Below are 23,520 nucleotides of genomic sequence, written 5' to 3'. Positions count from 1 at the left end.
TTCAAGCTCGGTCAAAGCGCGCGCGAGCGTAATCTGCGCGAGTGTCCCAAAACATGCAAAATGAGACACTCGCGCAGCGCGCAAACTGCACTAGTGCCCGAATTTGTGTATTTGTGGTGCGTTTCGACTAGAAGAACATAGAAAGGAGGCATTTTATGTTTCGCATGATTTGCTACAGAGTATTGCTGTTTACTCTTGCTTTACTTGGTATTTCTGTAGTTATTTTCATATCGTTACGTGTACTTCCGGGCGATGTTGCGCAAGTTATGGCCGGCTTAAACGCTCCTAGCGGAAAAGCAGAGGAGCTTAGAGCAGAACTTGGTATTAATAAACCACTTTTTACGCAGTATGTTGACTGGATTTGTGGTGTTTTCCGCGGTGACTTTGGCGTGTCCATGTTAACTGGTCGTTCCGTAAGTTCAACTATTGCGATGCGTGCTTCTATTACTTTTCCACTGATTCTTTTGGGTCTGTTTATTGCTTTAGTAGTTGGTATTTCACTTGGATGTTTGCAAATTACTCATGAAGGCAAATTTTCACAGGCAATTATGCGCTTTTTGGCTATTACAGCAGGCTCTGTTCCAGCATTATGGGGTTGCATGCTACTTATTTTGCTATTAGGACGCGGTATTGGTGTGTTCAGTTTGTTGCCAACTCAAGGTTTCCCTACAGATGGCTGGAGCGAATTTCCTGAAGCTTTTGCGTCTCTTCTTATTCCGGCTCTTACAGTAGGACTTATTGTTGGATCTAGTTTTATGCGTTACACTGCTGCAACTGTTGAAAATATTGTTAAAAGTGAAGTAGCTTCTCAAGCTATGGCTTGCGGAATGACTCGCAAACAAGTTGTGTGGCGTGTTGGTTTGCGACTTGCTCTTCCTCAACTTGTATCTGTTATTGGTTTAACTTTCGCTCATATGGTTATGGGCGTGATGGTTATTGAAAACCTGTTTTCCTTACCTGGTATTGGTACGGGAATGGTTCGAGATGTTGGTTTGCGCGATCTAATTGCAGTGCAAGGTGAGCTTTTTATGCTTGCTGCGCTGTTCTTACTAATCGGCTTTGTAGTTGACATTACCCATCGACTACTTGACCCTAGGTTATCTAAAGATAGTTTGAATTAATTTCCTATTGTTGAATCTAACATGCGAATAAGGTGAGTTTTTATGTGCAATATGTCTAAAAAAAGTATCAAAGTAAAATCTACTTTGTTTAAGCGCATATGGAATGCTACTTTCGGTAAATTTGTGTGTTTAACGTTTGCAATATGGTTTTTTGTTGCTTTGCTTTCGCTTTTATGGACTCCGTACTCACTTTTAGAAACTAATGGTTTTAAAGTATGGCAGAAGCCGTCTTTTTCGCATTGGCTTGGCACGGACGGCACTGGTTCAGATATGCTTAGTTGGCTTATGGCAGGTTCAAGAATTGAGCTGATTCTCGTTTTTTCTACTGTTCTAGTTGCTACTTGTATTGGGTTTATTGTTTTGAGCTTTATGATTTCTAGTTCACAAATTGTTCGCACAATAAGCATTATGTCTGTTGACGCATTGATTTCTATTCCAACTGTTTTAATTGCGCTTATACTTGCAGTTCCGTTTGGAGCTAGTGTTGTTGTGATTGTTATTGCTTGTGGAACTGGCTATGGCTTGAATTTAGCACGTATTGTACGACCTAGTGCGCAGCTTGCGTTGCAATCTGATTATGTGACTTCAGCTGTTTTGCAAGGTTCCTCGCGTAAATATGTTCTTATTCATCATGTTTTACCAAATATTATTCCTGTTGCTTTTGTTGAGCTTTCTCTTTCTGCAGGAACTGTTATTTTGGCTGAAAGTGGCTTAACATACTTGGGTATTGGTGTTCCTTCTGGAGTTCCTAGCTGGGGGCGCGTGTTGGCTACTTCTGTTTCGTTAATTCACGTAAATCCTTTATCGGTTGTCTGGCCGGGTTTGATTGTGACTGTGGTTGTTGTTGCTCTTAATCTTTTTGGTGACGTATTGCGCAAAGTTTTAGATCCTTCATCAAAAAGTACGAATAAAGTAGGGGAAAAATGAGCTTAAATATTCAAAATCTCACGCTAAAACTTGGCGGAAAACTAATTCTTGACAACGTATCAATTGAGATTTCTGACGGTGAGCGTGTTGGCTTAGTTGGTTCTTCTGGCTCTGGCAAATCTATGCTAATTCGAGCTATAACTGGATTATTGCCGTCAAATGCTGAAATTTCAGGCTCTTGTATGCTTGGCAATTTTCAAACAGTGAAAGCAAAAGATGAAAATTTAGCTTCTATTCGCGGAAAATACGTTGGTGTAGTATTTCAGCAGGCTAATAGAGCGCTTAATCCAATGTTAAGCGTTGAAAAACAAATTTCTTTGCCTTTGCGAATACATTACAATCTAGATGATGACGATATTCACAATCGAGTATGCATGATGCTTGAAAAAGTAGGGTTGTCGAAAAATCTCGCATCTAAACGCACGTTTGAGCTTTCTGGAGGTCAACAGCAGCGAGTTGGTATTGCTACAGCTTTGATTACTTCTCCGCGTTTGATTTTGGCTGATGAGCCTACTACCGCGCTTGACTCGGTTACACAAAGTGAAGTTGTGCGAATGCTTGCTTCACTTGTAGATGATATGGGCGCTTCAATGCTTTTTGTAACGCACGATTTTTCTGTGCTTTCGCATGCTGCTAATCGTTGCTATGTGCTTGATTCTGGGCGTGTGGTCGATAGTGAAAATATTAAGAATTTGCTTGATAATCCGCGTATTTCTTCTACTAAACAATTAGTGAGTGCTGCTAAAAAGTTGACTTTTAGAGCGCAAAATTTAGGTTCTAAAAATTTAGATTCTGTAAAAGTGGGTTCTGCAAATGTTGATTTTGCAAATACTGGTTCTGTAAATACTGGTTCTGCAAACGTTGATTCTAAGAAATTTAATTCCCGTATTGGCAATAGTGAAGAAAATTCGCTTATAAATGCAAAAAATATTCACGTTATTTTAGGTCGCGCAAAAACTCGTGCTGAAGTGTTAAGAGGCGTAGATTTAAATCTTAATATCGGCGAATCTTTGGCGATTATTGGCGGATCTGGTTCCGGCAAAACAACTCTTATACGCGCTATGTTGGGGCTTGAAACTCTTTCTGAAGGAAACGTTACTTATTGCGGTGAAATTGTAAATAATGCCAATTTATTAGAAGTAAATAAAAATGCTTGTACGCTTATGAGACGCGAATCGTCGCTTGTATTTCAGCATCCGTTTGCCGCATTGGATCCACGCTGGACAGTTCAAAAAAGTGTTGCTGAGCCTCTTAGAATATGGCAAAAATCGCTTAAATTAGACGATGCAACTATTGAGCAGCGTGTTTGTGAAATGCTGAAATTAGTAGGCTTAAAACCTGAAGATTTTTTGGAACGTCATCCTCACGAGCTTTCTGGCGGTCAAGCGCAATGTGTTTGTATTGCTCGCGCATTAATCAATAATCCTCGAGTTTTGCTTGCTGACGAGCCTATGAGTGCAATTGATGTTGCGGAAAGAACTCGCATTTTAGACGCTTTTGCATCCATTCGCTCCGAGCGTAAAAGCATGTCATGCATATTTGTAAGTCATGATTTGGGTATGATCCGGCATTTAGCAACGCGAGTTATTGTTCTTAATGAAGGAAAAGTTGTGGAATGTGGCAGTGTAAATGATGTGCTCAATAATCCACAAAATGACTACACTCGTGCTCTTGTAAACGCAGCAATCATGTAAATAAATCTTTCTACTAATAAATCTTTCAACTAATTAGGCAACTACCGTCTACTATAGAAGTACTCACTACGTTAAAGAGTACGTTGTTTATTGTGTAGTTAAGTGAAGGGAATACTTATGAATAAGCAGGATGCGTCTAGACCTAGACCAGAAAGTTTTGAACTAGATCATACTAAAGTAAAAGCACCTTATGTGCGCTATATCAATACGCAAAAAGGTCCTAATGGGGATGTTATTTCCAACTATGATATTCGTTTAACGCAGCCTAATGAGGAAGCGATTCCTACTGCAGCTTTGCATACAATTGAGCATATGATTGCAGTGTTACTTCGTGAGCGTATTGATGGCTATATTGATTGCTCGCCTTTTGGCTGCAGAACTGGTTTTCATCTGCTAACTTGGGGCGAACACAGCACAGAAGATGTGGCGCGCGCTTTAAAGGAATCTCTTGAGTTTATTGCGTTTAATGCCACCTGGGATGATGTTCCTGCAACAACTATTGAATCTTGCGGCAACTATAGAGACCACAGTTTATTTGGTGCTAGTCAATGGTGTAAAGATATTCTAGCGAAGGGAATTAGTTCGGATCCTTTTGAGCGCAAACTTGTGTAAGTAATAATTAGCTAATTTTGCGTGATTTTATTTGGTTTCTTTTAGAGGTTGGCATGGAAGATATAACATTGAGAAAAGCAACTCTTGGTGACTTGCGAAATATTGAGCATATTTATGAAAATGCTCGCAAATTTATGCGTGTTACAGGCAATCCTCATCAGTGGGGGAATAGTTTTCCACTTGTTTCAAGTGTTATTGAGGATATTCGTTTAAAACGTTTCTATTTGATTGTTGACGAGGATCCAGAATCGCATAACGAGCGTATTTTAGCGCAATTCGCATTATGCGAAGGTGTTGATGAAGTGTATGCCAGTATTGACGGTGCATGGCTTGATGATATTTCCTCTTATGTAACAATTCACCGCTTAGCATCTTCGGGAATAAAACCAAAAATGGCAACAGCGTGCTTGCATTGGGTGCAGCAAAACTATAATAATGTACGCATTGATACGCATCCAGATAACGTGATTATGCAAAAAGTAATTACGCGTGCAGGGTTTAGTCGTTGTGGATTGGTCGTTATTCCAGATCGTGCGCACAGTGCAGTACGTATTGCATACCAATGGGTGCAAACACTTAATCATGTCATATGAAATGCGCATGTGTTCTTAAAAAGCTTATGGAGAGTATGCAAAAGAGCATGTAGCATTAAAAGCATACTAAATCAGTTAGGTGAGTTATGAGTACAGATTTAAGTAATGCGGCAAGTAATAGTGCACGTAATGCGGCAATGTTAGAAGCAAACTATGCTCGCGCGTTAAGCGTATACCCTGGGCAAGTAATCGTCGATTTGAAGGCGCTTCGAGACAATATGCGCACTTTGGTTGCGCGCGTTTCGCAAGATTTGCAGCCTAGTCAGAATGCGCCGGAAGTTATGGGAGTCGTAAAAGCAGACGGATACGGTCACGGGCTTGTTCCTAGTGCGCTCGCGGCTTTGGCTGGAGGTGCTACTTGGCTTGGCACAGCTCAACCGTACGAAGCGTTGCGTTTGCGTGCAGCTGGTATTGATTCTAGCCGTTGCCATATTCTCACTTGGCTTACTAGCGCTCCAACTACGAGATTTGCAGATCTGATTACAGCAGATATCGATATTTCAGTAGGCTCTGTTGACTCTCTTGATGCTGTAGCTTTTGCTGCACGAAAGTTAGGTAAACCTGCTCGCGTGCACGTAAAAGTCGATACTGGTTTTGGACGAAACGGTTTTACGCCAGAAGGTTTTAGTGCCGCTCTAGAAAAATTGCAACAATACTCTAGTGAAGGCGTAATTGAGGTTATTGGCCAATGGAGTCACTTAGCTGTGGCAGATTCTCCTGATGTTCCAGAATTTGTAGATGCAACCGACCGGCAAATCCAACAATTCCACGAGTTTACAAATCGCATGAAAGAAGCATCTGTGGCACCTAAAATCCGCCATTTAGCGAATACTGCTGCAACGCTTAATCGTCCAGAAATTCGTTTTGAGCTTGTTAGACCAGGAATTGGTTTGTATGGATACGAGCCGGATCCTGCAATGGGGGATTCTCAAACTTATGGATTGCAACCAGCTATGACGCTTCAAGCGCAACTTGGCACTGTAAAAGCTGTAGAAGAAGGGCATGGAATTTCCTACGGGCGCACGTATTTAACTCCAAATAATACGAGTACTGCTATTGTGCCGCTTGGTTACGCTGACGGAATTTTGCGATCTGCTTCCGGATTTGATATGCAAGGTGCGCGTCATGTTGATAAGCAGGGCGGACCGGTTAGAGTAGAAACCAATAAAGGTGCGCGAATTTTGAATGTTTCAGGGCGAGTTTGCATGGATCAGTTCATAGTTGATTTAAAAGGCGATGCTGCAGAGTTAGGCGTCCGAGAAGGCGATACTGTAACGCTTTTTGGTCCTGGAAGAGGTGTGGAATTTGCTGAGCCTACTGCCGACGATTGGGCAGAAGCTGCAGGAACAATCAGCTACGAAATCATGACTGGAATCGGACCTCGCGTGCCGCGGCTTTACCGCAATGCTTACGAAGTGCTATCTTCTAGCGATATTGCAAAATTGGACGCAAAAAGTCTTATATAGCTTGTTGCTGCTTGGTTTTTTAGAAGGTTAAATTAGCCTTAATTGCAAATAAAAGAGGTGCTGTATGTGCAACGAAGTAATTGCATCGGATAATGAGATCGTTGGCGAATACGATTTGCATGATACTGAGCGCTGGGCGAGTGAGCCTCATCACACTCGTGTGAGAACGCCTTTTGAACGAGATCGTGCGCGAATCATACACTCATCTGCGCTACGTCGATTGGGTGCAAAAAGCCAGGTTTTAGTTGCGGGTTCGGATGATTTTGCTCGAACTCGCTTGACACATACTTTGGAAGTTGCGCAAATTGGTAGGCAAATTGCAGCAATGCTTGGATGCGATCCGGATGTTGTTGATTGCGCTTGCTTATCGCACGACTTAGGGCACCCACCATTTGGCCATAACGGAGAACGCGCGCTCGCAGAATTAGCGAAAAATATTGGTGGATTTGAAGGAAACGCACAAACTCTTCGCTTACTTACGCGCTTAGAACCGAAAGTTTTTCGCGAAAACGGTAGAAGTGCAGGAGTAAATCTTACGCGCGCAGCATTAGATGCTGCAGTGAAGTATCCGTGGGGATTAGAAGAAGCAAAAGCGCACGATAAAGGCGAGCGTGATTTGAAATTCTGTGTGTATCCGGATGATCGAGATGTGTTTGAATGGCTGAAAATTGGTGCTCCACGCGAAGCAAAACCAATGGAATGTCAAATAATGGATCTTTCAGACGACATTGCTTACAGTGTGCACGATATTGAGGATGCGATTGTAACTGGCGCTTTTAACCCTGCTTTAGTTGCGGATTCAAAAGTTGTAGATGAAGTTATTGAAGAAACCCATGCATGGTATGGTGAACGTTGGGATGTAGATAAACTTTTGGATGCTTTGAAACGTTTGCGTTCGCTTCACATGTTTCCTAATTCTTTCGACGGTTCTCGTCGAGCGCTAGCGCAGTTGAAAAATATTACTAGTGCTCTTATTGGTCGTTTTGCAAGCTCTGTTGAGCACGCTACGCGTGAGCGTTATGGCAACGGTCCGCTTGTTCGCTACCGCGCAAACCTTGTGATTCCGGAAAATACTTCCTACGAAATTGTGATGCTGAAAAGCTTAGCTGTGCACTTTATAATCGCTCCTCGCGAGCGTGAAGTTTATAAGCGCGAACAGAAAATTTTGACAGATTTAGTAGAAGTATTTATGAGCAAGTCGCCGCGCTCGCACGATGCAATGGAGGAAGTATTCGTGGGAGATTGGAACGAGTGCACTAACGATGATGAGCGTCTTCGTGTTGCAATCGACCAGGTGGCAAGTCTTACAGACGGTTCTGCTACAACTCTTCACGCGGCTTTGTGCTAGGTGCTTTTGCTAAGTGCTTTGTTCTGGGTGAGCTGTGAGTGTAGATTTGTTGTAAAGACTAAAGTGTGCGAAGAAGGTTGAGAATGTTTTGTGCAAATTGCGGAAATAAGATTGATGAAGGTAACAAGTTCTGCAGTTTTTGTGGAGCTGTTGTTGAAAGCGATGTAGCTGATTCATACAGCTCATTAAACTCGTCCAACTTATCAAGCTCGTCGCAATCTCATAATTCCTTCAAATTCGACCCTCTTCATAATCGCAAGCAACTCATAATTATGATTACGAGCATTATTCTTGCAATCGCGCTTGTAATTACAGGCACTGTTCTATATTGCGTAAAAAATCCTAATTCAATCGCAAACTTAACCAGTGCAAAAGCCTACGCTGAAATTCCTAAAGCAAAAGCTGGAGACAATGCGGATAATATTGCAAAAACCCTGGAAAATAACGGTTTCCGCACGAAAGTTATAGACGAGTTTGGCGCCGAAAAGAAGGGCAACTTCCTTCGATACGCAAACGTTAAGCCGGGTTCTAAAGTGTCAACTAAAACAGTTGTAAAAATTCTAAGATCTAAAGGCCCGGGTGTTCCTGCAAAAGGCGTTGTTGGCGCAAGTCTGGACAATGCTAAGAAAATTGTGAAGTCAATGGGCGTTCCAGTAAAACTGCATCACGTTCCTTCCACCGATACTGCAGACGGTAAGATTGTTGCGTCTAGCCCTATGCCTGGAAATGCTGTTGGCAAAGACGGCGTAATAAATATTGCGGTTGGCGAAAAGTGCGATGGCGTGCCAGTTGACGTGTTTGGATTAGATAAAGACAAAGCCAAGGACATGCTATCTTCTAAGCCTTTCAGCGTGGATCTTCGCCCGAAGTTCTCGTCTGCAAAGTATTTTGGCAAAATCGTTGGCGCCTACCCAGCTTTGGGCACTAAAGGCAATCCTAAAGCCGTAACGCTTTACTATGGTGTTGACGCGTCCAAAGCTAAGGATGTGGTGACTGAGCCGATGACTTTCGGAGACGAAACGGCTTATCTTGTAACTCGAGCAGGCTCTTTTGTTGGCAAGTGGTGCACGAAGAGTGGCGATTGCATAAATCTTATTCCGCGTTTTATGAGTGGAGTTTCCGAATTAGACACGGAAGAGAAGGACATTACGGAACTTATACCGGCAGATATTGCTGATAAAAACGGTAGAATACCTGATAAAGACCACAAAGATTATATAAATATGAAAGGTGTTCTTACACTAAATTCAACGGGCCAAGATCCTACGGATTACGCTGTATTTGATAAGAATCTTCCAAATAGTTCAATGATGAGAAATCACCTTATTTCTGGTGATACTGGTGCTGTTGAACTGTATTCTGGTGGAGGAGTTATAGAATGCGGCGGTGAGGATACTTTTATTATGGGTGCTGGATTCGCATGCCTGAATGGAAAATACGTTCAGTATCCAGATAACGATCCAGACGAATATCACCGTATTCAAGATGATCCAGGCAATGGTGTTGGTTTCTACTATACAATGCGAGATTTTATGGTAGTTGTGCCTGTTGGTGCGAAATTCGATAAGCTTGTAAATAGCGGATATTTCGTTGGAAAAGTTGAGAATAAGCCTGATTTGACACGACCGTTTATTTTGCGCAGAAATCCTAAGCTATACAAAGAAACGCGCATGGACCAGAAAGCAGGAAGCGATTGGGTTAATCCTTTTGTACCTACGGAGCGTAGTCGCGCGGTTCCGTTCGCTCCAGCTGCGGACGATTCAAACGCGTACTATCTTGTGGAAGAACCTTTCGACTGGAGTGCAATTCCTGGCGAATCACTGTGATTTGGCCGCGTCTAACCACATTTGCCGTGTTATTTTCCCGGCGTTTGTTGCCGTTTCGGCGTTATGTGGAAACATTTGCTGTGAATATTCACGGCGTTTGTTGTCGCATTAAAAAATTGCGCAAGTAGCTGTAGTATAGAAATTAGATTTTTCTGTAGATGAGATTGTTGCGCGCACGAGAGAAGGCTACGATGTTTTGTGCAAATTGCGGGAATAATATTATTCCTGGAGAAAAATTCTGTGGTAACTGTGGTGCTTCTGTTTCATACGGGAATAACGTTGAACAATCTCAGCCTACGGAAGTGATGCAGCCTACTGGAGTAGAGCAGCCTACGGAAGTGATGCAGCCTGGAATTCAAATAGCTCAGCCTGAATATGCAACTCCGCTTATAAAAAATCGCAAACTAATTATTATAAGCGCATGCGTTATAGCAGCGGTTGCAATTATTGCGGCGGCAGTCTTCTTCTTTACTTTTCCGCATTTTCGTAAAGCAGCGCCATCTGAACGCATAGTCGTACCTAAAGCAAAAACTTCACAATCTGCGCAAGATGTTGTACGCGAACTGCAAGAAAAAGGTGTTGAAACTCACTTAGTAAAAGATTTCGGAGGAAGTAAACCAGGTAATTTTGCTCGGTATCAAAACGTAAAACCTGGGCAAGTTATTCACGGAAATCACGTTGTAACGGTCGTTGAATCCAAAGGTCCTGGAATTCCGGAAAAGGGAGTGATTGGAAAAACTGTTGAAGAAGCAGCGCCTCTATTAAAATCAATGGGAGTTCCAGTAAAAGTTTACAAAGTAGCCTCACTTCATCCTGGAAAAATTGCTGCAACTAACCCAATGCCAGGCGAGCCTTTAGATGAAAATAAAGAAATCTTCATAGGCGTTGGAGAAGAAGATAAATATCCTGATAGCGGCAGGTCTGTTCCTGTTGAATTATTCGATAAAGATAAAGACGAAGCGTACAAAATGATGTCTGATGAAGGATTCAAAGTTAGACTTGTACCAAAATATTCATCCCGAAAACACTTAGGCAAAATTGTTGGGTCTAATCTTGGATTAGGGCAATCACATAGGGGAGATACCGACATAACGCTTTACTATGGCGCTGATGCTTCTGAAACTAAGAAAATGTTTACTAGCAAGCGTGGATATGGTGAAAGTAATCAAGCAACTGTAGTTTCTACATTAGTTCCATTTGTTGGAAAATGGTGCACTAAATCTGGAGATTGCTTAGAGTTTGAACCTACAAATTATGATACAGAAATAGGCGAGAATACTAGAGTGCTTCTTCGTGGCACTCATGCTATGGATGATTTAGTAGATGATGAAAATAATAAAGATTATGCACACAGTTTCGGAATGTGGCAGTATACACAGCAATTATTGGGTGATGCAATTGATACTGATGATAGTGATGAAGATAAGAATTCTCTTCCTTTGCACAATACATTGATTTTTGGTGATTCTGGCATGACTGAAATATTTCGCGATGGTGGAGATCCTTATTGTGGCAATAAGGTATACAATGTGCATTCGGGGTTGTGTGTTAACGGACAATTCCAAGATTACCAAGATTTAGATAGCAATTATCCAGATTATTCTAGCAATAACTTTATTGATGTGCCGGGAGTAAATAAGGGTATAACGTATAAGATGCGCGCGTATTTTGTGCTTGTTCCGGTTAGTGCAAAGCTCGACGAACTAGAAGCAAGCGGATTCTTTAAAGGCAAAGGCAAGACTAAACCGGATATGGATCGTCCGTTTATTTTGCGCAGAGATCCTAAATATTACAGTAAATCAGAGATAACAGTTGCTTCAAAAGATGGTGATATGAGAGACAATCCTTTTGTTCCAACTTCTAAACATAAAGCAATACCTTTTGCTCCAGCTCCGGATGATTCAAACGTTTACTACCTAGTTGAGAAGCCGTTTGATTTTACTGGTTTCATTAAAGATCGGGAATTGTAAAGTAGCAAAAGATTACGAAAGATTGCGGAAGATGCGGCTTGCGCAACTATTTGCGATTTGTGCGTCTTCCGCTGATTTCGTAGCGTATTTTGTCGATATTATCGTTGATTTGGTGTTTTCGACAGTTTCGTCTCGTTTTGTTTATTTCACCAAGTGATTATGTGTTTTCGACGGTTTTGCATCAGTTATATGGTGAATTCTCGCAAATTTGCTGTCATTAATTTAGCCTGAAAATTATATAGCTTTGTTCTATTTTTCCTTCTACTTCATTCATTTTCTAGGGGGGGGTATTTTGTGATATAGGTCACATGTTTGACCCAAAGTTACACTAACATATTTTAGTGCAAAATTCTTCGCACGCTGTACGTGAGAAGGAAGAAGAAAGGAAAATTATGTTAAACAAGAAAGCTATCGCAGTATTCGCTGCTGCTGCAACTTTGCTATCCGGATTAGCTTTTTCTACTCCAGCGATGGCTGATGATTATTCCAATGATAGTCAAGAAGAAGATGTTGATAATTTGATTTTGGAAGTATTGTCTCGCGCAAATGAAATCGTTTCCGCAGGCGATACGAATGCTAAGGGGTACGCCGAAGCTAAAGCATTGTTGGAAGTAAATCATGAGATTTGCGAAGCTAAGGCTAAGTGGGTTGCAGCTTTAGATGAAGTTGATAACGCTTCTACAGAAGAAGAAAAAGCCGCAGCTCAGAATAAGGCAGATGAAGCTGAATCTTATTATCTTAGTTTGCACCATCCAAAGTTTGATGGCGCGCTCAATAGGTTTGTAGCTGCTATTGATTACTTCGGACATTCTCAAAAAAATTCTGAATCGGCTGACACTCAATCTGTAGATACTTCTATTCCGCATCGTGTCGATAATAGTAAAGCTGATAACAATAAGACTGATAGCAATAAGATTGATAGCAATAAGACTGCTAAACTTCCTAATACTGGTTCTTCTGTAGTTTTGGCTGCTGTCACTGCTTCCATGCTTGCCGGTATTGGTGCTGTTCTTTGCAAGAGTCGTCACTAAATAGTTTATTCGCTAATCTTTTCTCTAGTTATTTTTAGGTATTAATGCTTATAAATTGCATTTATAAATTGCATTTGTATCTGTTGTAATCAAGTAATTGATTTTAAGGCGGTGCGTAACGCAGTATATCCTGTGTTCGCATCGCCTATTTTTGTATTATGCTTTGGAAAAACGGTGAAAAGTGGCTGAAACACTAAAATTATATGCGCAATACCACTCGCCGCAGATTTGCGATAAGCTAGATAGCATGGTTGGAATGATTGTGAAAGAAGACATTGAGCGCGTGCGCGCTGCGGCAGATTTGTATGACATTGTGTCTGCAACAGTGACGCTTAAGCCTTCCGGAACTGGCACTTTTGTAGGTCTTTGCCCATTCCACGATGAAAAAACGCCAAGTTTTAGTGTGCGACCAAGCTTGGGAGTGTGGCATTGTTTTGGTTGCGGCGCTGGCGGCGACGTATTTAAGTACGTTGAGCAAAAAGAGAATATTGATTTTCGTGAAGCGGTCGAGTTTTTAGCAGATCGTTACCACATTGAGATGCATTATAAGCAGGAGCAAAATAGTGATTCTCAATCGCGCGGTTCTAAGCGAGCCAGGCTTTTAGAAGCAAATGAAGAAGCGCAAAAGTTTTTCGTTTCAAATCTCGGCACTCAAGAGGCAGCTCCTGCGCGCGAATTACTTGCAGGGCGAAACTTTACTCCGCAACAAAGTGCGCGTTTTTCTTGCGGTTACGCGCCTAAAGGCTGGGATAATTTAGTTAGATACTTAGCGAATAAAGGTTTTACGCGTCAAGAGCTTCTCGACGCTGGTCTCGCTAGACTCGGTCAGCGCGGAATATATGATTATTTCCGTGGCCGCTTAACTTGGCCTATTCGCGACTCGACTGGTCGAACTCTTGGCTTTGGTGCAAGAAAGCTTTATGATGACGATTCTATTAGCGCGAAATATATTAACACTCCCGATACTGCACTGTATCGAAAAACGCAAGTTCTGTACGGAATTGACTTAGCTAAGGCAAATATTGTAAAAAAGCGTCAAGTTGTAATTGTAGAGGGCTACACAGATGTAATGGCATGTCATTTGGCTGGTATTGATACTGCTGTTGCAACTTGCGGAACTGCGTTTGGCGTTGAGCATGCAAAAATTGTGCGCCGCCTTATTGCAGACGATTCTTTGGGGGCAATTCAGCTTGTTGGCCCACTGAAGGTGGATGGACAGTCTGTAAGTTCGCGCATCGTTTTTACTTTCGACGGTGATGCTGCAGGTCAAAAGGCTGCGCTACACGCTTTTGGTTTGGATTCTGCGTTTTTGACGCAAACTTTTGTTGCTGTAGCAGACAATAATCTCGATCCTTGCGATTTGCGTATTCAGCGCGGTGATGAGGCTGTGCGTTCGCTTGTTGCACATGCAAGTCCGCTATACGATTTCGTTATTGACACAGTAATTAATCGTTTTGAGACTTCGTACACTACTGGTCAAATGGGCGCTATAAAGGCTGTCGCTCCTCTTATTGCGCAAATTCGAGACCGTTCGCTGCTTGACTTGTATATGCGCAAAGCCGTGCGTTCAATTGGCGTTGATTTAGCTGTTATGCGCAATGAAGTTGAGTCTGCACGTAGACGTTTGAAAGTGCGTGACGACGATGCTTATGCGCAAAAGCATAACGTTATTCCAACTTTTGGTCAGCAAATTAATGACGATCGTAATGCAGGTTTTAAAGCTTCGCGCATGGAAATTATTAAAAGTTCTGCTAAAAATCAGCATTATTATCGTGTGGATGATGCTGTATTTATGTGCGAACAACAATTTATGGCATTACTTTTGCAAGTTCCGCTTGCTTTTGATGAGAAATTGTTTGCGCAATTGACTTTGAATAATTTTATTACACCAGTATTTCGTACGCTGTTTCAAGCATTTGTAGCTGCAGGTGGATTGCCGGTTGGCAATGTTTCGCAAGGATTGTGGCTGCATATGATGACAAAAGCTGCAGGTCCTTTGCTTGAATCCGTTATTACAGAACTTTCTGTAATGCCGTTGCCGCTTCCTTCTCCTGCAGATACATTGGAAGATACCGGCAATCGACAGAATCAGCAAGTTTCAAACGGATCTCCTTCAGATCTTTTGCGGAAAGCTACGAGTGCAGAAAGTAAGTATGCAAACGAGCTGCTTATTCGCCTTCTTGATATCGGCTATATGCGTAGAATCGGTGCTGCTAGAGTGCGTATGGCGAAACTCAAGGATGGTCAGGAAAAGCTTGAGCTTCTAGGAAAAATTACTTCAATGGAAGCTGCTCGTAAAAACTTGCAATCGCAAATCATGTAGCCTTTCATGCAATCTTTTGTACAAAACTGTACTAACAAACAAAAGACCACATAATCTAGCGTGATTACGTAGCCTTTTGTCTGCAAAAATTTATTGAAACTCAGTTACTAAAGTCAATATCGCCGAGCTTTTCAATAAGCTTCATATTCTCACTGTAGTCAACTGGGCAAGAAATCACGTCGACGCCGCTTTCCTGATCCAGCGCTTCACGAAGCATGTTGTACAAATCCTCCGGTTTTTTAACAGCATGACCGCGCGCGCCAAAGCTTTCAGCTAGTTTTGGCACGTCCGGATTATGGAAATCAACGTACTCGTGCTCGCCTGCATGAAGCTCCATCTTCCACTTGATTAAGCCGTACGCGTTATCTTCCCAAACAAGAACTACCATTCGGCTGCCAACGCGCACTGCAGTTTCAATTTCCTGCACGTTCATCATAAAGCTTCCGTCGCCCATCACAGCCAAAACCGGTTTCGTGTTAATTTTGCCGGAATTATCGCGAATAAACGAAGCTCCAACAGCACCTGGAAGCGTCCAAGCCATAGTTGAAAGACTGTTGTCGATTATGCAAGTATTCGGGTGCATAGTTGGGTACAATCGTGCCATCCACATTTTAAGAGCGCCTGTATCTACAAGAACCTTCGTGCCTTCAGGAACAGCGCGGCGAATATCGTAAACTACGCGCTGTGGTTTCATTGGCATGCTTTCGTCGTTTTCGCAAGAATGTAATTCTTCCGTAAGTAGTTGTCGAATACGTGGGTGACTTACGTCAAAAGTAATGTTTCGTGTCTTTAATACTTCTGTAAGAGTTTTAAGCGTTTGGCCAATATTCGCCATAATATTCAGCGCAGTAGGGTAGTGTGCGTCGGTATCTTCCACAAAAGTATTGATGTGAATAATAGTTTTATCAATATTTGGGTTGATTTTCTTCGGGTCGAACTGCTGAATTGAGAAGCCGACAGCAATAATCAAATCAGCAGTGTCAAACGCGAAGTTCTCGTAATCGCGATGCATGAAGCCGACTACGCCAAGTGCATTCGGATGATTATCTGGGAAAACGCCCTTACCTTCGAAAGTAGTTGCAACTGGCACATTAAGCTGCTCAGCAAACGCAAGAAGCTGATCCTCAGCGTGAGAGCGCGCAACGCCGTTTCCAGCCAAAATAATAGGTTGCTTTGCTTGACTAATAATTTTCGCAGCTTCTTCAATAGTGTCTGGCGCTGGCATAATATGCAGCGGATGTGGAAGTGGAAGAGGCTTTGCGTTGTCAGGTGCTGGCATTTCGCTGATATCTTCCGGAATAACAAGGCATGTGGCTCCCGGACGGTTGCGACCGGCAATTGAGAAAGCTTTTCGAACCATTTCTGGCGCAGATTCTGGAGCAAGCATCATAGAAGACCATTGCGTAATTGGCTGGAAGAGTGCAACCAAATCAATAATTTGGTGAGATTCCTTATAAAGCCTAGAAACGTTACCTTGTGCGCAAATTGCTACAAGCGGTGTGGTGCTTGCGTTTGCTTGAGCTACAGGAAGTGTTAAATTCAATGCGCCAGGACCTAGAGTTGCCAAGCATACGCCTGGTTTTCCAGTAATATGAGCGTATGTCGCTGCCATAAAACCAGCGCCCTGCTCGTGGCGAGTAAGCACAAAACGAATTCGTCCATCGCGCTCAATTGCTTCAAGAAGCGGAATATTTTCCTCACCTGGAATACCGAATACTACTTCAACTCCTTCGTTTACCAAGCATTCAACAACTAAATCTGCAGTATTGCGCTTGTGGTTTTCACGAAGATGCATTTGACGAGCAAGTTTTTGTTCAAGCTTTTGATCTTCTGTTTTGTTTATTTCTGCCATAATTCGCTTCTTGTGTAGACAACAAATTCTTTGTTTTAATATGATATACGCAATCTTGTCTTTAAACGCAATTTTTGCGATGCGCGTGTCATAAAAAAGGGCGGAATTTTATGTTAGCTACTTTAGGCTAAATCACGCTATTAATAGTTGCTAATTTATTGTTATTGCAACGATTTTGTCGGGAATTTAACCCGATTGTGGGACTGGGTTTCTAGTATAATAGAGTCATTATGTCTATTGCGTTACGGAGGAATGATGAAGCGCTGGCTGTTGAATGTGGTCAAGTGTGAAACCATTCTTATTGTTGCCGCAATTTTGGCAGTTATTTCCTGTTTTTTGGTACCTCCAGATCCGCAATATTTGAGTTATATTCATCTCAACACTATTTCGCAATTAGTGTGCCTTATGATGGTTGTGTGCGGATTCCAGCGCATTGGTGTGTTTCGATCTATTGGTGCGCGTTTGCTAAGGCATGTGCGCACTGAGCGCGGCTTGGTGCTCGTGCTTATGTCGTTAACATTCTTTTCGGCAATGTGGATTACGAACGACGTTGCTCTCGTAACTTTTGTGCCTTTTGCACTATCTGTGCTCGTAATGGCGAATGCTGAAAAGCAGTCAATTCTTGTAATTACGCTTATGACTATTGGTGCCAATGTTGGAAGTATGCTCACTCCTATTGGCAATGCTCACAATCTGTATTTAAAGGCGTTGACTCATATGTCTACGCAAGATTTTTTGAAGATTATGGCGCCTTATACGATTACAGCAGCACTGTTGATGATTGTATTTGCATTCGTATTCTTTAAGTCGCGCACAGTTGACCAGTTTGCAGGTTTGCATGGTGACGATATTGAGCAAAGCGTGTTGGCCCCTTCACATGGTCATCCGCAGCCTGATGAAATTCGTGTTATGGGTTACGGCATGAGTTTTACTCGCTGGCGTGTTACTGTTTATAGTTTGCTGTTTGTTGTTTGTTTGTGTGGTGTTAGTGGATGGATTCCTGACTGGATTATGGTGCTCATTATGGTTGCAGCTTTCCTTGTTTGCGACCGCCACGTATTCCGTGTTTTAGATTGGGCTTTGCCACTTACGTTTATTATGTTCTTTGTTTTTATTGGCAATATGCGTCGAGTTTCTGGATTTAGCGATCTTGCGCAAATGTGGGTTGGTACGCATCCGATGGAAGTTTCTATTGCTTCAAGCCAATTTATTAGCAACGTGCCGACGACGATTCTGCTTTCTGGATTCTGTGATCAGTGGAAGCTTCTTATTATTGGCACGAATCTTGGTGGAATGGGTACTTTGATTGCTTCTATGGCTTCGCTTATTTCTTATAAGGGAATTACACACCAGTATTCGCATTACCGTGGGCGTTATTTGCTCACGTATACTATTGTCAATGTGTTCTTCCTTGCAGTGTTGATGTCACTTGCGTGGATTATTGAATAACAATTTTTATATAAACGTTTGATATTTATAATTTTATGGCGCGTTGATAGTAGTTTTTTGGTATAATAACCATTTGTTTGCCTCTGTAGCTCAAAGGATAGAGCAACGGCCTTCTAATCCGTTGGTTGCGCGTTCGAGTCGCGTCGGGGGCACTTTTACGAAGCCCGAAATTATAAGAATTTCGGGCTTTTTAAAAGTGCCGAGCTTGCTCAAGGTTGAAAGCACGGTGTGCTTTCAACGCAAGCGAGGTCTGCCTTCGTCAGTAAAGACGAAGGCAGAACAGATTAGTATGTAATATTTGCAGGAAATTCTCCTGAATTCGTAGGTGTGGACGAGTAAGTTTTGTGTGAGTCGTGTTCACTATGAAATCTTGAAATCGCATAGTGCATTTCAAGATTTCATAGTGCCGAGCTTGCTCGGGGTGCAAAGCACGGTGTGCTTTGCACGCAAGTGAGGTCTGCACGCGTCAATAAGACGCGTGCAGGTTACTTATCTTCTTCGCGGCAGCTTTCGCATAAGCCGAATACTTCTAGCGTATGATCCACCACAGTATACCCGTGAGATTCAGCTACTTTATGAATCCAGCCTTCGTCGTCAGGCGGCTCAATATCAACAGTTTTTCCGCAACGTTCGCAAACTAAATGATGGTGGTGCGTATTCTCGTCGCAAATGCGGAATAATTGCTGACCGTTAAAACGCACTGTGTCTACTTCGCCGCTTTGAGTTAAAGAATTAAGTTGACGATACACTGTTGCTAAGCCAATAATCTCCCCGTCTTTGGCGAGTATTCTGTGCAAATCTTGTGCAGAAACAAAATTACGAGACTCGCGTAAGTAGGAGAGTACTATTTCTTTTTGTTTTGTATGTCTACGCATAGGCTCACTAGACATTTCGCATCCTTTCGTCGTTTTTAGTCTAGTTCGTCGTCCCAGCAGCCTGTTGCATCTAATGCGGCAGCGGCGTCAACAGGATTATCGCATAGCACAGTAATATGACCCATTTTGCGATTCTTACGAACTTCAGCTTTTCCATAATCGTGTATATGCCATTCTGGATGTTCCAAAATCAGCGAACGCGTAGGAGCCACATGTTGTCCAAGAACATTTACCATAACAGCAGGGGAAAGTAGCTTAGGCTTCTTTAAAGGCCAACCAACAATACCGCGAATATGTGCTTCAAATTGATCCATATCGCAAGCTTCAATCGTATAATGCCCGGAATTGTGAGGGCGAGGAGCGAGTTCGTTTACTACTACGCGATTATCTTTAGTGATGAAAAGCTCAATTCCTAATGTTCCTGCTAGTTCGAATCCTTTAGCTAAGCGCAAAGCTAATTCGTGAGCTGTTTTTTCAACTTCAGGATCAACTACTGCAGGAGCTAAAGTCATGTGCAAAATACTATTGTGATGCACGTTTTTTACTAGAGGATAAGTTACGAAATCCTTACCATTTCCAGAAACCAGGATCGATGCTTCAAAAGCAAAATCAACGAAACCCTCGAGAATTGAAGGAGGGAATTTTCCTCCGCGATCCGAGCGATGGTGAATGTTAGCAACGTCTTCTTCTGTACGCAAAACATCTTGGCCATGACCGTCGTAGCCGCCGCGACGAGTTTTAAGAATTGCTGGCAAGCCTATTTCGTCAATAGCAGTATCTAAGTCGTCTAAATTATTTACTTCACGCCACGGAGCTGTTTCGATTTTATGACTATTAATGAACGTTTTTTCACTGACGCGATCTTGAGTTACGCGTAACAGGTCAGTTCCTTGTGGGATTGCGGTTAAATGACGAACTTTATCAAGTGCGTCTGCGTTAACATTTTCAAATTCGTAAGTTAATACATCGCAACGTTCAGCAAGCTCACGCAAGCCTTCAGGATCGTCGTAATTAGCTTCAACCTGCAAATCTGCTACTTGGAACACAGGGCAGTCAAGCGTAGGATCAAGAACACCAATACGAAAACCCATATGGCGAGCTGCAATAGCCATCATGCGCCCTAACTGGCCGCCACCAATAATTCCAATAGTGGATCCTGGCATTAAACGTTCAACAGCGCCATTAGTTACTTCAGATAAGGTTGGCATTTGATTCCTCGACTTTTTCTTTTAGTTCATTGCGATATTCTGCTAGTTCTTTAGCAAGACGATTATCAGTTGTGCTTAGAATGCTCACAGCAAGCAATCCAGCATTTGTTGCTCCAGAGTTTCCAACTGCAGTAGTTGCAACAGGAATACCTCCTGGCATTTGTACTATTGAAAGCAATGAATCCCAGCCTGATAGCGCATGCGAGCGTACTGGCACTCCAATAACAGGAAGCGTGGTTTGTGCCGCAATCATGCCAGGCAAGTGGGCAGCTCCGCCGGCTCCAGCAATAATAATTTTGAAACCGTTTGAGCGAGCATTATGCGCAAAATCTGCCATTAATTCTGGTGTACGATGTGCGGAAATAACTCGTTTCATATACGGAACTTGGAATTTATCTAGAATTTCACAAGCATGACGCATGGTTTCCCAATCACTTGAGGATCCCATTACGACAGCGACGGTTGGCTTTACTTCTGACACGATGAACCTCCCTGACGTGCACTTGTTACTTTACGCAACACTAGGGAGAACTCGCCGAAGTTTATCTAAAACTTAACAAATTATTTGTTCGCTTCGCTACTTTTTGGACGCAACGATTTTACCATTTCTAGTATTTGTTTAGGATTAGCTTCCGGTAAATAGGCGTGAGTCACAGCTAGTGAAATCTGAGCTAATTTTGCAGAATCCATGTAGCAGACATATACGGAACTTGCGGATGGTTGGAATTTTTTCTTGAAGAAATATAGCGATTTGAACCCATAAGCTGGTTCCAAAATGTCAGACATCATTTCTAGCGCATGATTAATAACGTTAGAAGATTTTTGACCATTTTCGTTCAATGTGTCTTCGTTTATGCCAGCTAGAGGTGCTGCAGAAAGGCTCATAAATTCTACAGAACAGTCTGGGTTTTCTAATCCTTCATCTCTTAAACGTTCTGCCATTCTAGCAATTAATAATTCCATAATCCCATTAGGACTATCTGTGCGGTGACGCATAAAATCAAGTGTCCAACCAATGATTCTATTATTCCTATACGTTGGCATCCAGCTAGTTACTCCAAGTACCCTGCCGTCTTCATTAATAGCGTATAAAATTTTGACGCGGTTATCCTGAAGTTCGTCAAGTCCACCGAGAGTAAATTTCATTTCTGGAAGAGCTTTTAACTCTGCCCATTCTTCTGAAATTTCTACAATTTGTTGCTGTATGTCCCAAGAGGCTTCGTTATAAGTTGTAAGTACGTCGGCAATTCCATCTCGTTTTGCTTTGTTTATAGCTGTACGAATATCTTGCCATTTTTTCCCTCGCGTCTGCCAAGCATTAGGGTCTACTAGCATGTCTGTTCCGACTTTAATAGAAGTAAATCCAAGTTTTTCTAGTTCTTGACGCGTTTTATCGTGCACAGCATAGAATGCTGGAGACCACGAATTTTGTTCGCATAATTTAATAAATCCTCGAATATCTTGCGAATATTCTTTTTCATCTCCAAAAGGCTCTGTAAGAGTGAGTGCAATACCGTAATTTAGTCTATAGGCGATTGCAGATTGCCCGCTTTGAGAGAACCAATAATGGTTATTTGCCCAAGTCGTCATAAAGCTCATTGTGTTTCCGCCAAGTTCTACTAATGAGCTTGCTTTTTTTCTATCGTTTTCGCTTGTAGAGATGCTGCTGCGGAACCACGTAAAGCAGACAATAAACAATATTGCCCAGAATATCACGCCCACGCTTTGTGCTAGTAAAGAAGATAGAGGTGTTTCAGTGCGAAGCATTGCGTTAGATCTGTTTCCAAATCCCATAGGCATCCAGCGCCCTGGTAAATCTCGCAATAAGTGGTAAACATCAGCAGATGGAGTAAATTCTTCAGGTATCATAAGACCAAAAGCAACATATCCAGCGCCAGTTATGTACAATGCTATAAAAATCGCTATTAGTCCCAAACGTGCCTGTAGTTTGCTCGTATGAACAGAAAAATGCTTTAAATTAATTATCAACAAAATAGTAAGCAATAATGGTGGGAGAGCTGTAAGCATAAAAGCAACAGCAACAGCATTATGTTGATGTTCCAAAATATTTTGTTTTGTGGCAATTAAAGGCAAAACAGTGAAATACATTCCTGCATATAGCACAGTTAGTGCGTTTATAAATATAGAAGTTAATGCGGCTAGTCTACGCCCTCGTAACATTCCCCACGCAATAATCATCAGTGTGATGCTTGGTAATAGAATGCGAATCCATAATCCGCCAATTGCAGCGTGATGTAGACCTGAATGAAGAAAACAATTATTTGTACTGTAATTTGTCATGCATCGCGTAAGCCATGTTTTAGAGCCTAGTTGCGGTGACATAAACAAACCAAGAGTAGTAAGAATTCCTGCGTGAGAGCGCGAAGATAATGCCAACACTGGACCTAATGCAATAATGCTCTGAGCTACTGCAAAAAGCCTGCGAATTTCGTAATCTGTACCTTCCCACCAGTTTACACTTCGTTTAACGCCTTTTGTTTTGCTCATAATATTGCCGATGATGTGCCCTGTAAGGGCTGCAATAATAGTGCAATAATCGCCAGGATTTCCACTATAAAGAAGCATTGCTGAAGTAGTAGCGTATCCAATTACTAAAGTTCTTCTGCGCCACAAAATAGATTCGTAAGATGCAGAAGCCATAAAAGCGCCAATAAACAGTGTGAATGGAGATAGTCGAATAGGAATCTTGGTAATCCAATGCATGTTTCGAATAATGATTGAAAGATTACCTATGATTGTTAATCCTACAATTATGCCAACAAGTGTGCTAAATATTGCAATATAAATAATATTAAGTCTACTTATACGAGTTTCTGCAACGCCAATAAGTACGGCAACAAGTAAACAATTAACCATAAGAGATGGCATATTATTTACGAAAATAAGCGAATGACATACTTTTATCAGCAGCTCTGTGACGTTTCCGTGCCCGAAGAATAGGCTTGGACCTTTTGAGCGATGATGCCGCATAAACAATTGTGCAGGAGTAGCGCTTGTGCCATAAGTATAAAAATGCATAAGCGTTAATACAACCCAATGTATGCAATTTATAACAATAAAAATGCACGTAAGTGTTAATGTAAAAACTTTATGTTGCATCCAAGCTATGAAATCGTGCATCAATATTTTTGTATGTCGAATTGCTGAATGTTTAGAATCAGAATCATTTTTCTTACAGCGTTTATGAAAGAAAGACAGCATCAT

General features: G+C 42.0%; 17 protein-coding genes and 1 tRNA gene. 13 read left to right on the top strand and 5 right to left on the bottom strand.

Features of this window, described 5'->3' with window-relative positions:
• Positions 1–155 precede the first annotated feature (155 nt).
• From HXT47_RS05135 to dnaG, 11 genes are all read left to right on the top strand, one after another.
• Positions 156–1,121: an ABC transporter permease gene (locus HXT47_RS05135; RefSeq protein ID WP_004106035.1), complete on the top strand. Its 966-nt coding sequence runs from the start codon at positions 156–158 to the stop codon at positions 1,119–1,121.
• A gap of 42 nt (positions 1,122–1,163) precedes the next feature.
• Complete coding sequence (locus HXT47_RS05130; protein WP_004118899.1) at positions 1,164–2,048, top strand: ABC transporter permease; 885 nt, start codon at positions 1,164–1,166, stop codon at positions 2,046–2,048.
• On the top strand, positions 2,045–3,742 hold the full coding sequence (gene nikE, locus HXT47_RS05125) for a nickel ABC transporter ATP-binding protein NikE (protein WP_004118902.1): 1,698 nt from the start codon (positions 2,045–2,047) through the stop codon (positions 3,740–3,742). Before HXT47_RS05130 ends, nikE begins: the two co-directional genes overlap by 4 nt.
• Before the next feature lie 117 nt (positions 3,743–3,859).
• The gene (locus tag HXT47_RS05120) at positions 3,860–4,354 is read left to right on the top strand and encodes an S-ribosylhomocysteine lyase (protein ID WP_004118906.1); all 495 of its coding nucleotides are present in this window, start codon (positions 3,860–3,862) and stop codon (positions 4,352–4,354) included.
• Between the two features lie 53 nt (positions 4,355–4,407).
• The gene (locus HXT47_RS05115) at positions 4,408–4,947 is read left to right on the top strand and encodes a GNAT family N-acetyltransferase (protein WP_004119658.1); all 540 of its coding nucleotides are present in this window, start codon (positions 4,408–4,410) and stop codon (positions 4,945–4,947) included.
• Between the two features lie 86 nt (positions 4,948–5,033).
• On the top strand, positions 5,034–6,413 hold the full coding sequence (gene alr, locus HXT47_RS05110; RefSeq protein ID WP_004118910.1) for an alanine racemase: 1,380 nt from the start codon (positions 5,034–5,036) through the stop codon (positions 6,411–6,413).
• 64 nt (positions 6,414–6,477) lie between these two features.
• On the top strand, positions 6,478–7,761 hold the full coding sequence (locus HXT47_RS05105; protein ID WP_004106024.1) for a deoxyguanosinetriphosphate triphosphohydrolase: 1,284 nt from the start codon (positions 6,478–6,480) through the stop codon (positions 7,759–7,761).
• Positions 7,762–7,844: 83 nt separating this feature from the next.
• Complete coding sequence (locus HXT47_RS05100; RefSeq protein ID WP_421788955.1) at positions 7,845–9,587, top strand: PASTA domain-containing protein; 1,743 nt, start codon at positions 7,845–7,847, stop codon at positions 9,585–9,587.
• A gap of 191 nt (positions 9,588–9,778) precedes the next feature.
• A complete protein-coding gene (locus HXT47_RS05095; RefSeq protein ID WP_032842446.1) occupies positions 9,779–11,557 on the top strand; it encodes a PASTA domain-containing protein in 1,779 nt (592 codons plus the stop codon).
• Positions 11,558–11,949: 392 nt separating this feature from the next.
• Complete coding sequence (locus tag HXT47_RS05090; protein WP_421788952.1) at positions 11,950–12,588, top strand: hypothetical protein; 639 nt, start codon at positions 11,950–11,952, stop codon at positions 12,586–12,588.
• A gap of 181 nt (positions 12,589–12,769) precedes the next feature.
• A complete protein-coding gene (gene dnaG, locus HXT47_RS05085) occupies positions 12,770–14,911 on the top strand; it encodes a DNA primase (protein WP_407645738.1) in 2,142 nt (713 codons plus the stop codon).
• 100 nt (positions 14,912–15,011) lie between these two features.
• Here the strand turns inward: dnaG and HXT47_RS05080 are convergent, their stop codons facing one another.
• Positions 15,012–16,706, bottom strand: a complete 1,695-nt coding sequence (locus HXT47_RS05080; RefSeq protein WP_032835521.1) for an acetolactate synthase large subunit — start codon at positions 16,704–16,706, stop codon at positions 15,012–15,014.
• Positions 16,707–17,018: 312 nt separating this feature from the next.
• Between HXT47_RS05080 and HXT47_RS05075 the strand changes: the two genes are divergently transcribed.
• Together HXT47_RS05075 and HXT47_RS05070 are read left to right on the top strand one after the other, a co-directional pair.
• Positions 17,019–18,212 carry an SLC13 family permease gene (locus HXT47_RS05075; protein WP_032842435.1) on the top strand — a complete coding sequence of 398 codons (1,194 nt, stop codon included), beginning with the start codon at positions 17,019–17,021 and terminating at the stop codon, positions 18,210–18,212.
• A gap of 79 nt (positions 18,213–18,291) precedes the next feature.
• Positions 18,292–18,364 (top strand) — tRNA-Arg (locus HXT47_RS05070).
• Between the two features lie 333 nt (positions 18,365–18,697).
• On the opposite strand, the gene HXT47_RS05065 is transcribed toward HXT47_RS05070, so the two are convergent.
• The 4 genes from HXT47_RS05065 to HXT47_RS05050 all read right to left on the bottom strand — a co-directional run bounded on the left by HXT47_RS05065 (position 18,698) and on the right by HXT47_RS05050 (position 23,520).
• Positions 18,698–19,102: a Fur family transcriptional regulator gene (locus HXT47_RS05065; protein ID WP_004106002.1), complete on the bottom strand. Its 405-nt coding sequence runs from the start codon at positions 19,100–19,102 to the stop codon at positions 18,698–18,700.
• Positions 19,103–19,122: 20 nt separating this feature from the next.
• The gene (gene purK, locus HXT47_RS05060; RefSeq protein ID WP_004106000.1) at positions 19,123–20,295 is read right to left on the bottom strand and encodes a 5-(carboxyamino)imidazole ribonucleotide synthase; all 1,173 of its coding nucleotides are present in this window, start codon (positions 20,293–20,295) and stop codon (positions 19,123–19,125) included.
• The gene (purE, locus tag HXT47_RS05055) at positions 20,279–20,743 is read right to left on the bottom strand and encodes a 5-(carboxyamino)imidazole ribonucleotide mutase (RefSeq protein WP_217430206.1); all 465 of its coding nucleotides are present in this window, start codon (positions 20,741–20,743) and stop codon (positions 20,279–20,281) included. The genes purK and purE overlap by 17 nt, the downstream gene beginning before the upstream one ends.
• A gap of 113 nt (positions 20,744–20,856) precedes the next feature.
• Positions 20,857–23,520, bottom strand: coding sequence for a bifunctional lysylphosphatidylglycerol flippase/synthetase MprF (locus HXT47_RS05050; protein WP_421788950.1), 2,664 nt, complete (start codon positions 23,518–23,520; stop codon positions 20,857–20,859).

This window comes from Gardnerella sp. DNF01205 (assembly GCF_049244135.1).
Classification (GTDB): Bacteria; Actinomycetota; Actinomycetes; order Actinomycetales; family Bifidobacteriaceae; genus Bifidobacterium; species Bifidobacterium leopoldii.
Note: the sequence above shows the minus strand (reverse complement) of the source record. Positions and strands in the feature narration are given on the sequence as shown.

What these genes read in the sequence shown, in the direction of transcription:
- HXT47_RS05135 (WP_004106035.1), top strand. Translation starts at nt 156, where the DNA reads ATGTTTCGCATGATTTGCTACAGAGTATTGCTGTTTACTCTTGCTTTA.
- HXT47_RS05130 (WP_004118899.1), top strand. Translation starts at nt 1,164, where the DNA reads ATGTGCAATATGTCTAAAAAAAGTATCAAAGTAAAATCTACTTTGTTT.
- nikE (WP_004118902.1), top strand. Translation starts at nt 2,045, where the DNA reads ATGAGCTTAAATATTCAAAATCTCACGCTAAAACTTGGCGGAAAACTA.
- HXT47_RS05120 (WP_004118906.1), top strand. Translation starts at nt 3,860, where the DNA reads ATGAATAAGCAGGATGCGTCTAGACCTAGACCAGAAAGTTTTGAACTA.
- HXT47_RS05115 (WP_004119658.1), top strand. Translation starts at nt 4,408, where the DNA reads ATGGAAGATATAACATTGAGAAAAGCAACTCTTGGTGACTTGCGAAAT.
- alr (WP_004118910.1), top strand. Translation starts at nt 5,034, where the DNA reads ATGAGTACAGATTTAAGTAATGCGGCAAGTAATAGTGCACGTAATGCG.
- HXT47_RS05105 (WP_004106024.1), top strand. Translation starts at nt 6,478, where the DNA reads ATGTGCAACGAAGTAATTGCATCGGATAATGAGATCGTTGGCGAATAC.
- HXT47_RS05100 (WP_421788955.1), top strand. Translation starts at nt 7,845, where the DNA reads ATGTTTTGTGCAAATTGCGGAAATAAGATTGATGAAGGTAACAAGTTC.
- HXT47_RS05095 (WP_032842446.1), top strand. Translation starts at nt 9,779, where the DNA reads ATGTTTTGTGCAAATTGCGGGAATAATATTATTCCTGGAGAAAAATTC.
- HXT47_RS05090 (WP_421788952.1), top strand. Translation starts at nt 11,950, where the DNA reads ATGTTAAACAAGAAAGCTATCGCAGTATTCGCTGCTGCTGCAACTTTG.
- HXT47_RS05080 (WP_032835521.1), bottom strand. Translation starts at nt 16,706, where the DNA reads ATGCATCTTCGTGAAAACCACAAGCGCAATACTGCAGATTTAGTTGTT.
- HXT47_RS05075 (WP_032842435.1), top strand. Translation starts at nt 17,019, where the DNA reads ATGAAGCGCTGGCTGTTGAATGTGGTCAAGTGTGAAACCATTCTTATT.
- HXT47_RS05065 (WP_004106002.1), bottom strand. Translation starts at nt 19,102, where the DNA reads ATGTCTAGTGAGCCTATGCGTAGACATACAAAACAAAAAGAAATAGTA.
- purK (WP_004106000.1), bottom strand. Translation starts at nt 20,295, where the DNA reads ATGCCAACCTTATCTGAAGTAACTAATGGCGCTGTTGAACGTTTAATG.
- purE (WP_217430206.1), bottom strand. Translation starts at nt 20,743, where the DNA reads ATGGGATCCTCAAGTGATTGGGAAACCATGCGTCATGCTTGTGAAATT.
- HXT47_RS05050 (WP_421788950.1), bottom strand. Translation starts at nt 23,520, where the DNA reads ATGATGCTGTCTTTCTTTCATAAACGCTGTAAGAAAAATGATTCTGAT.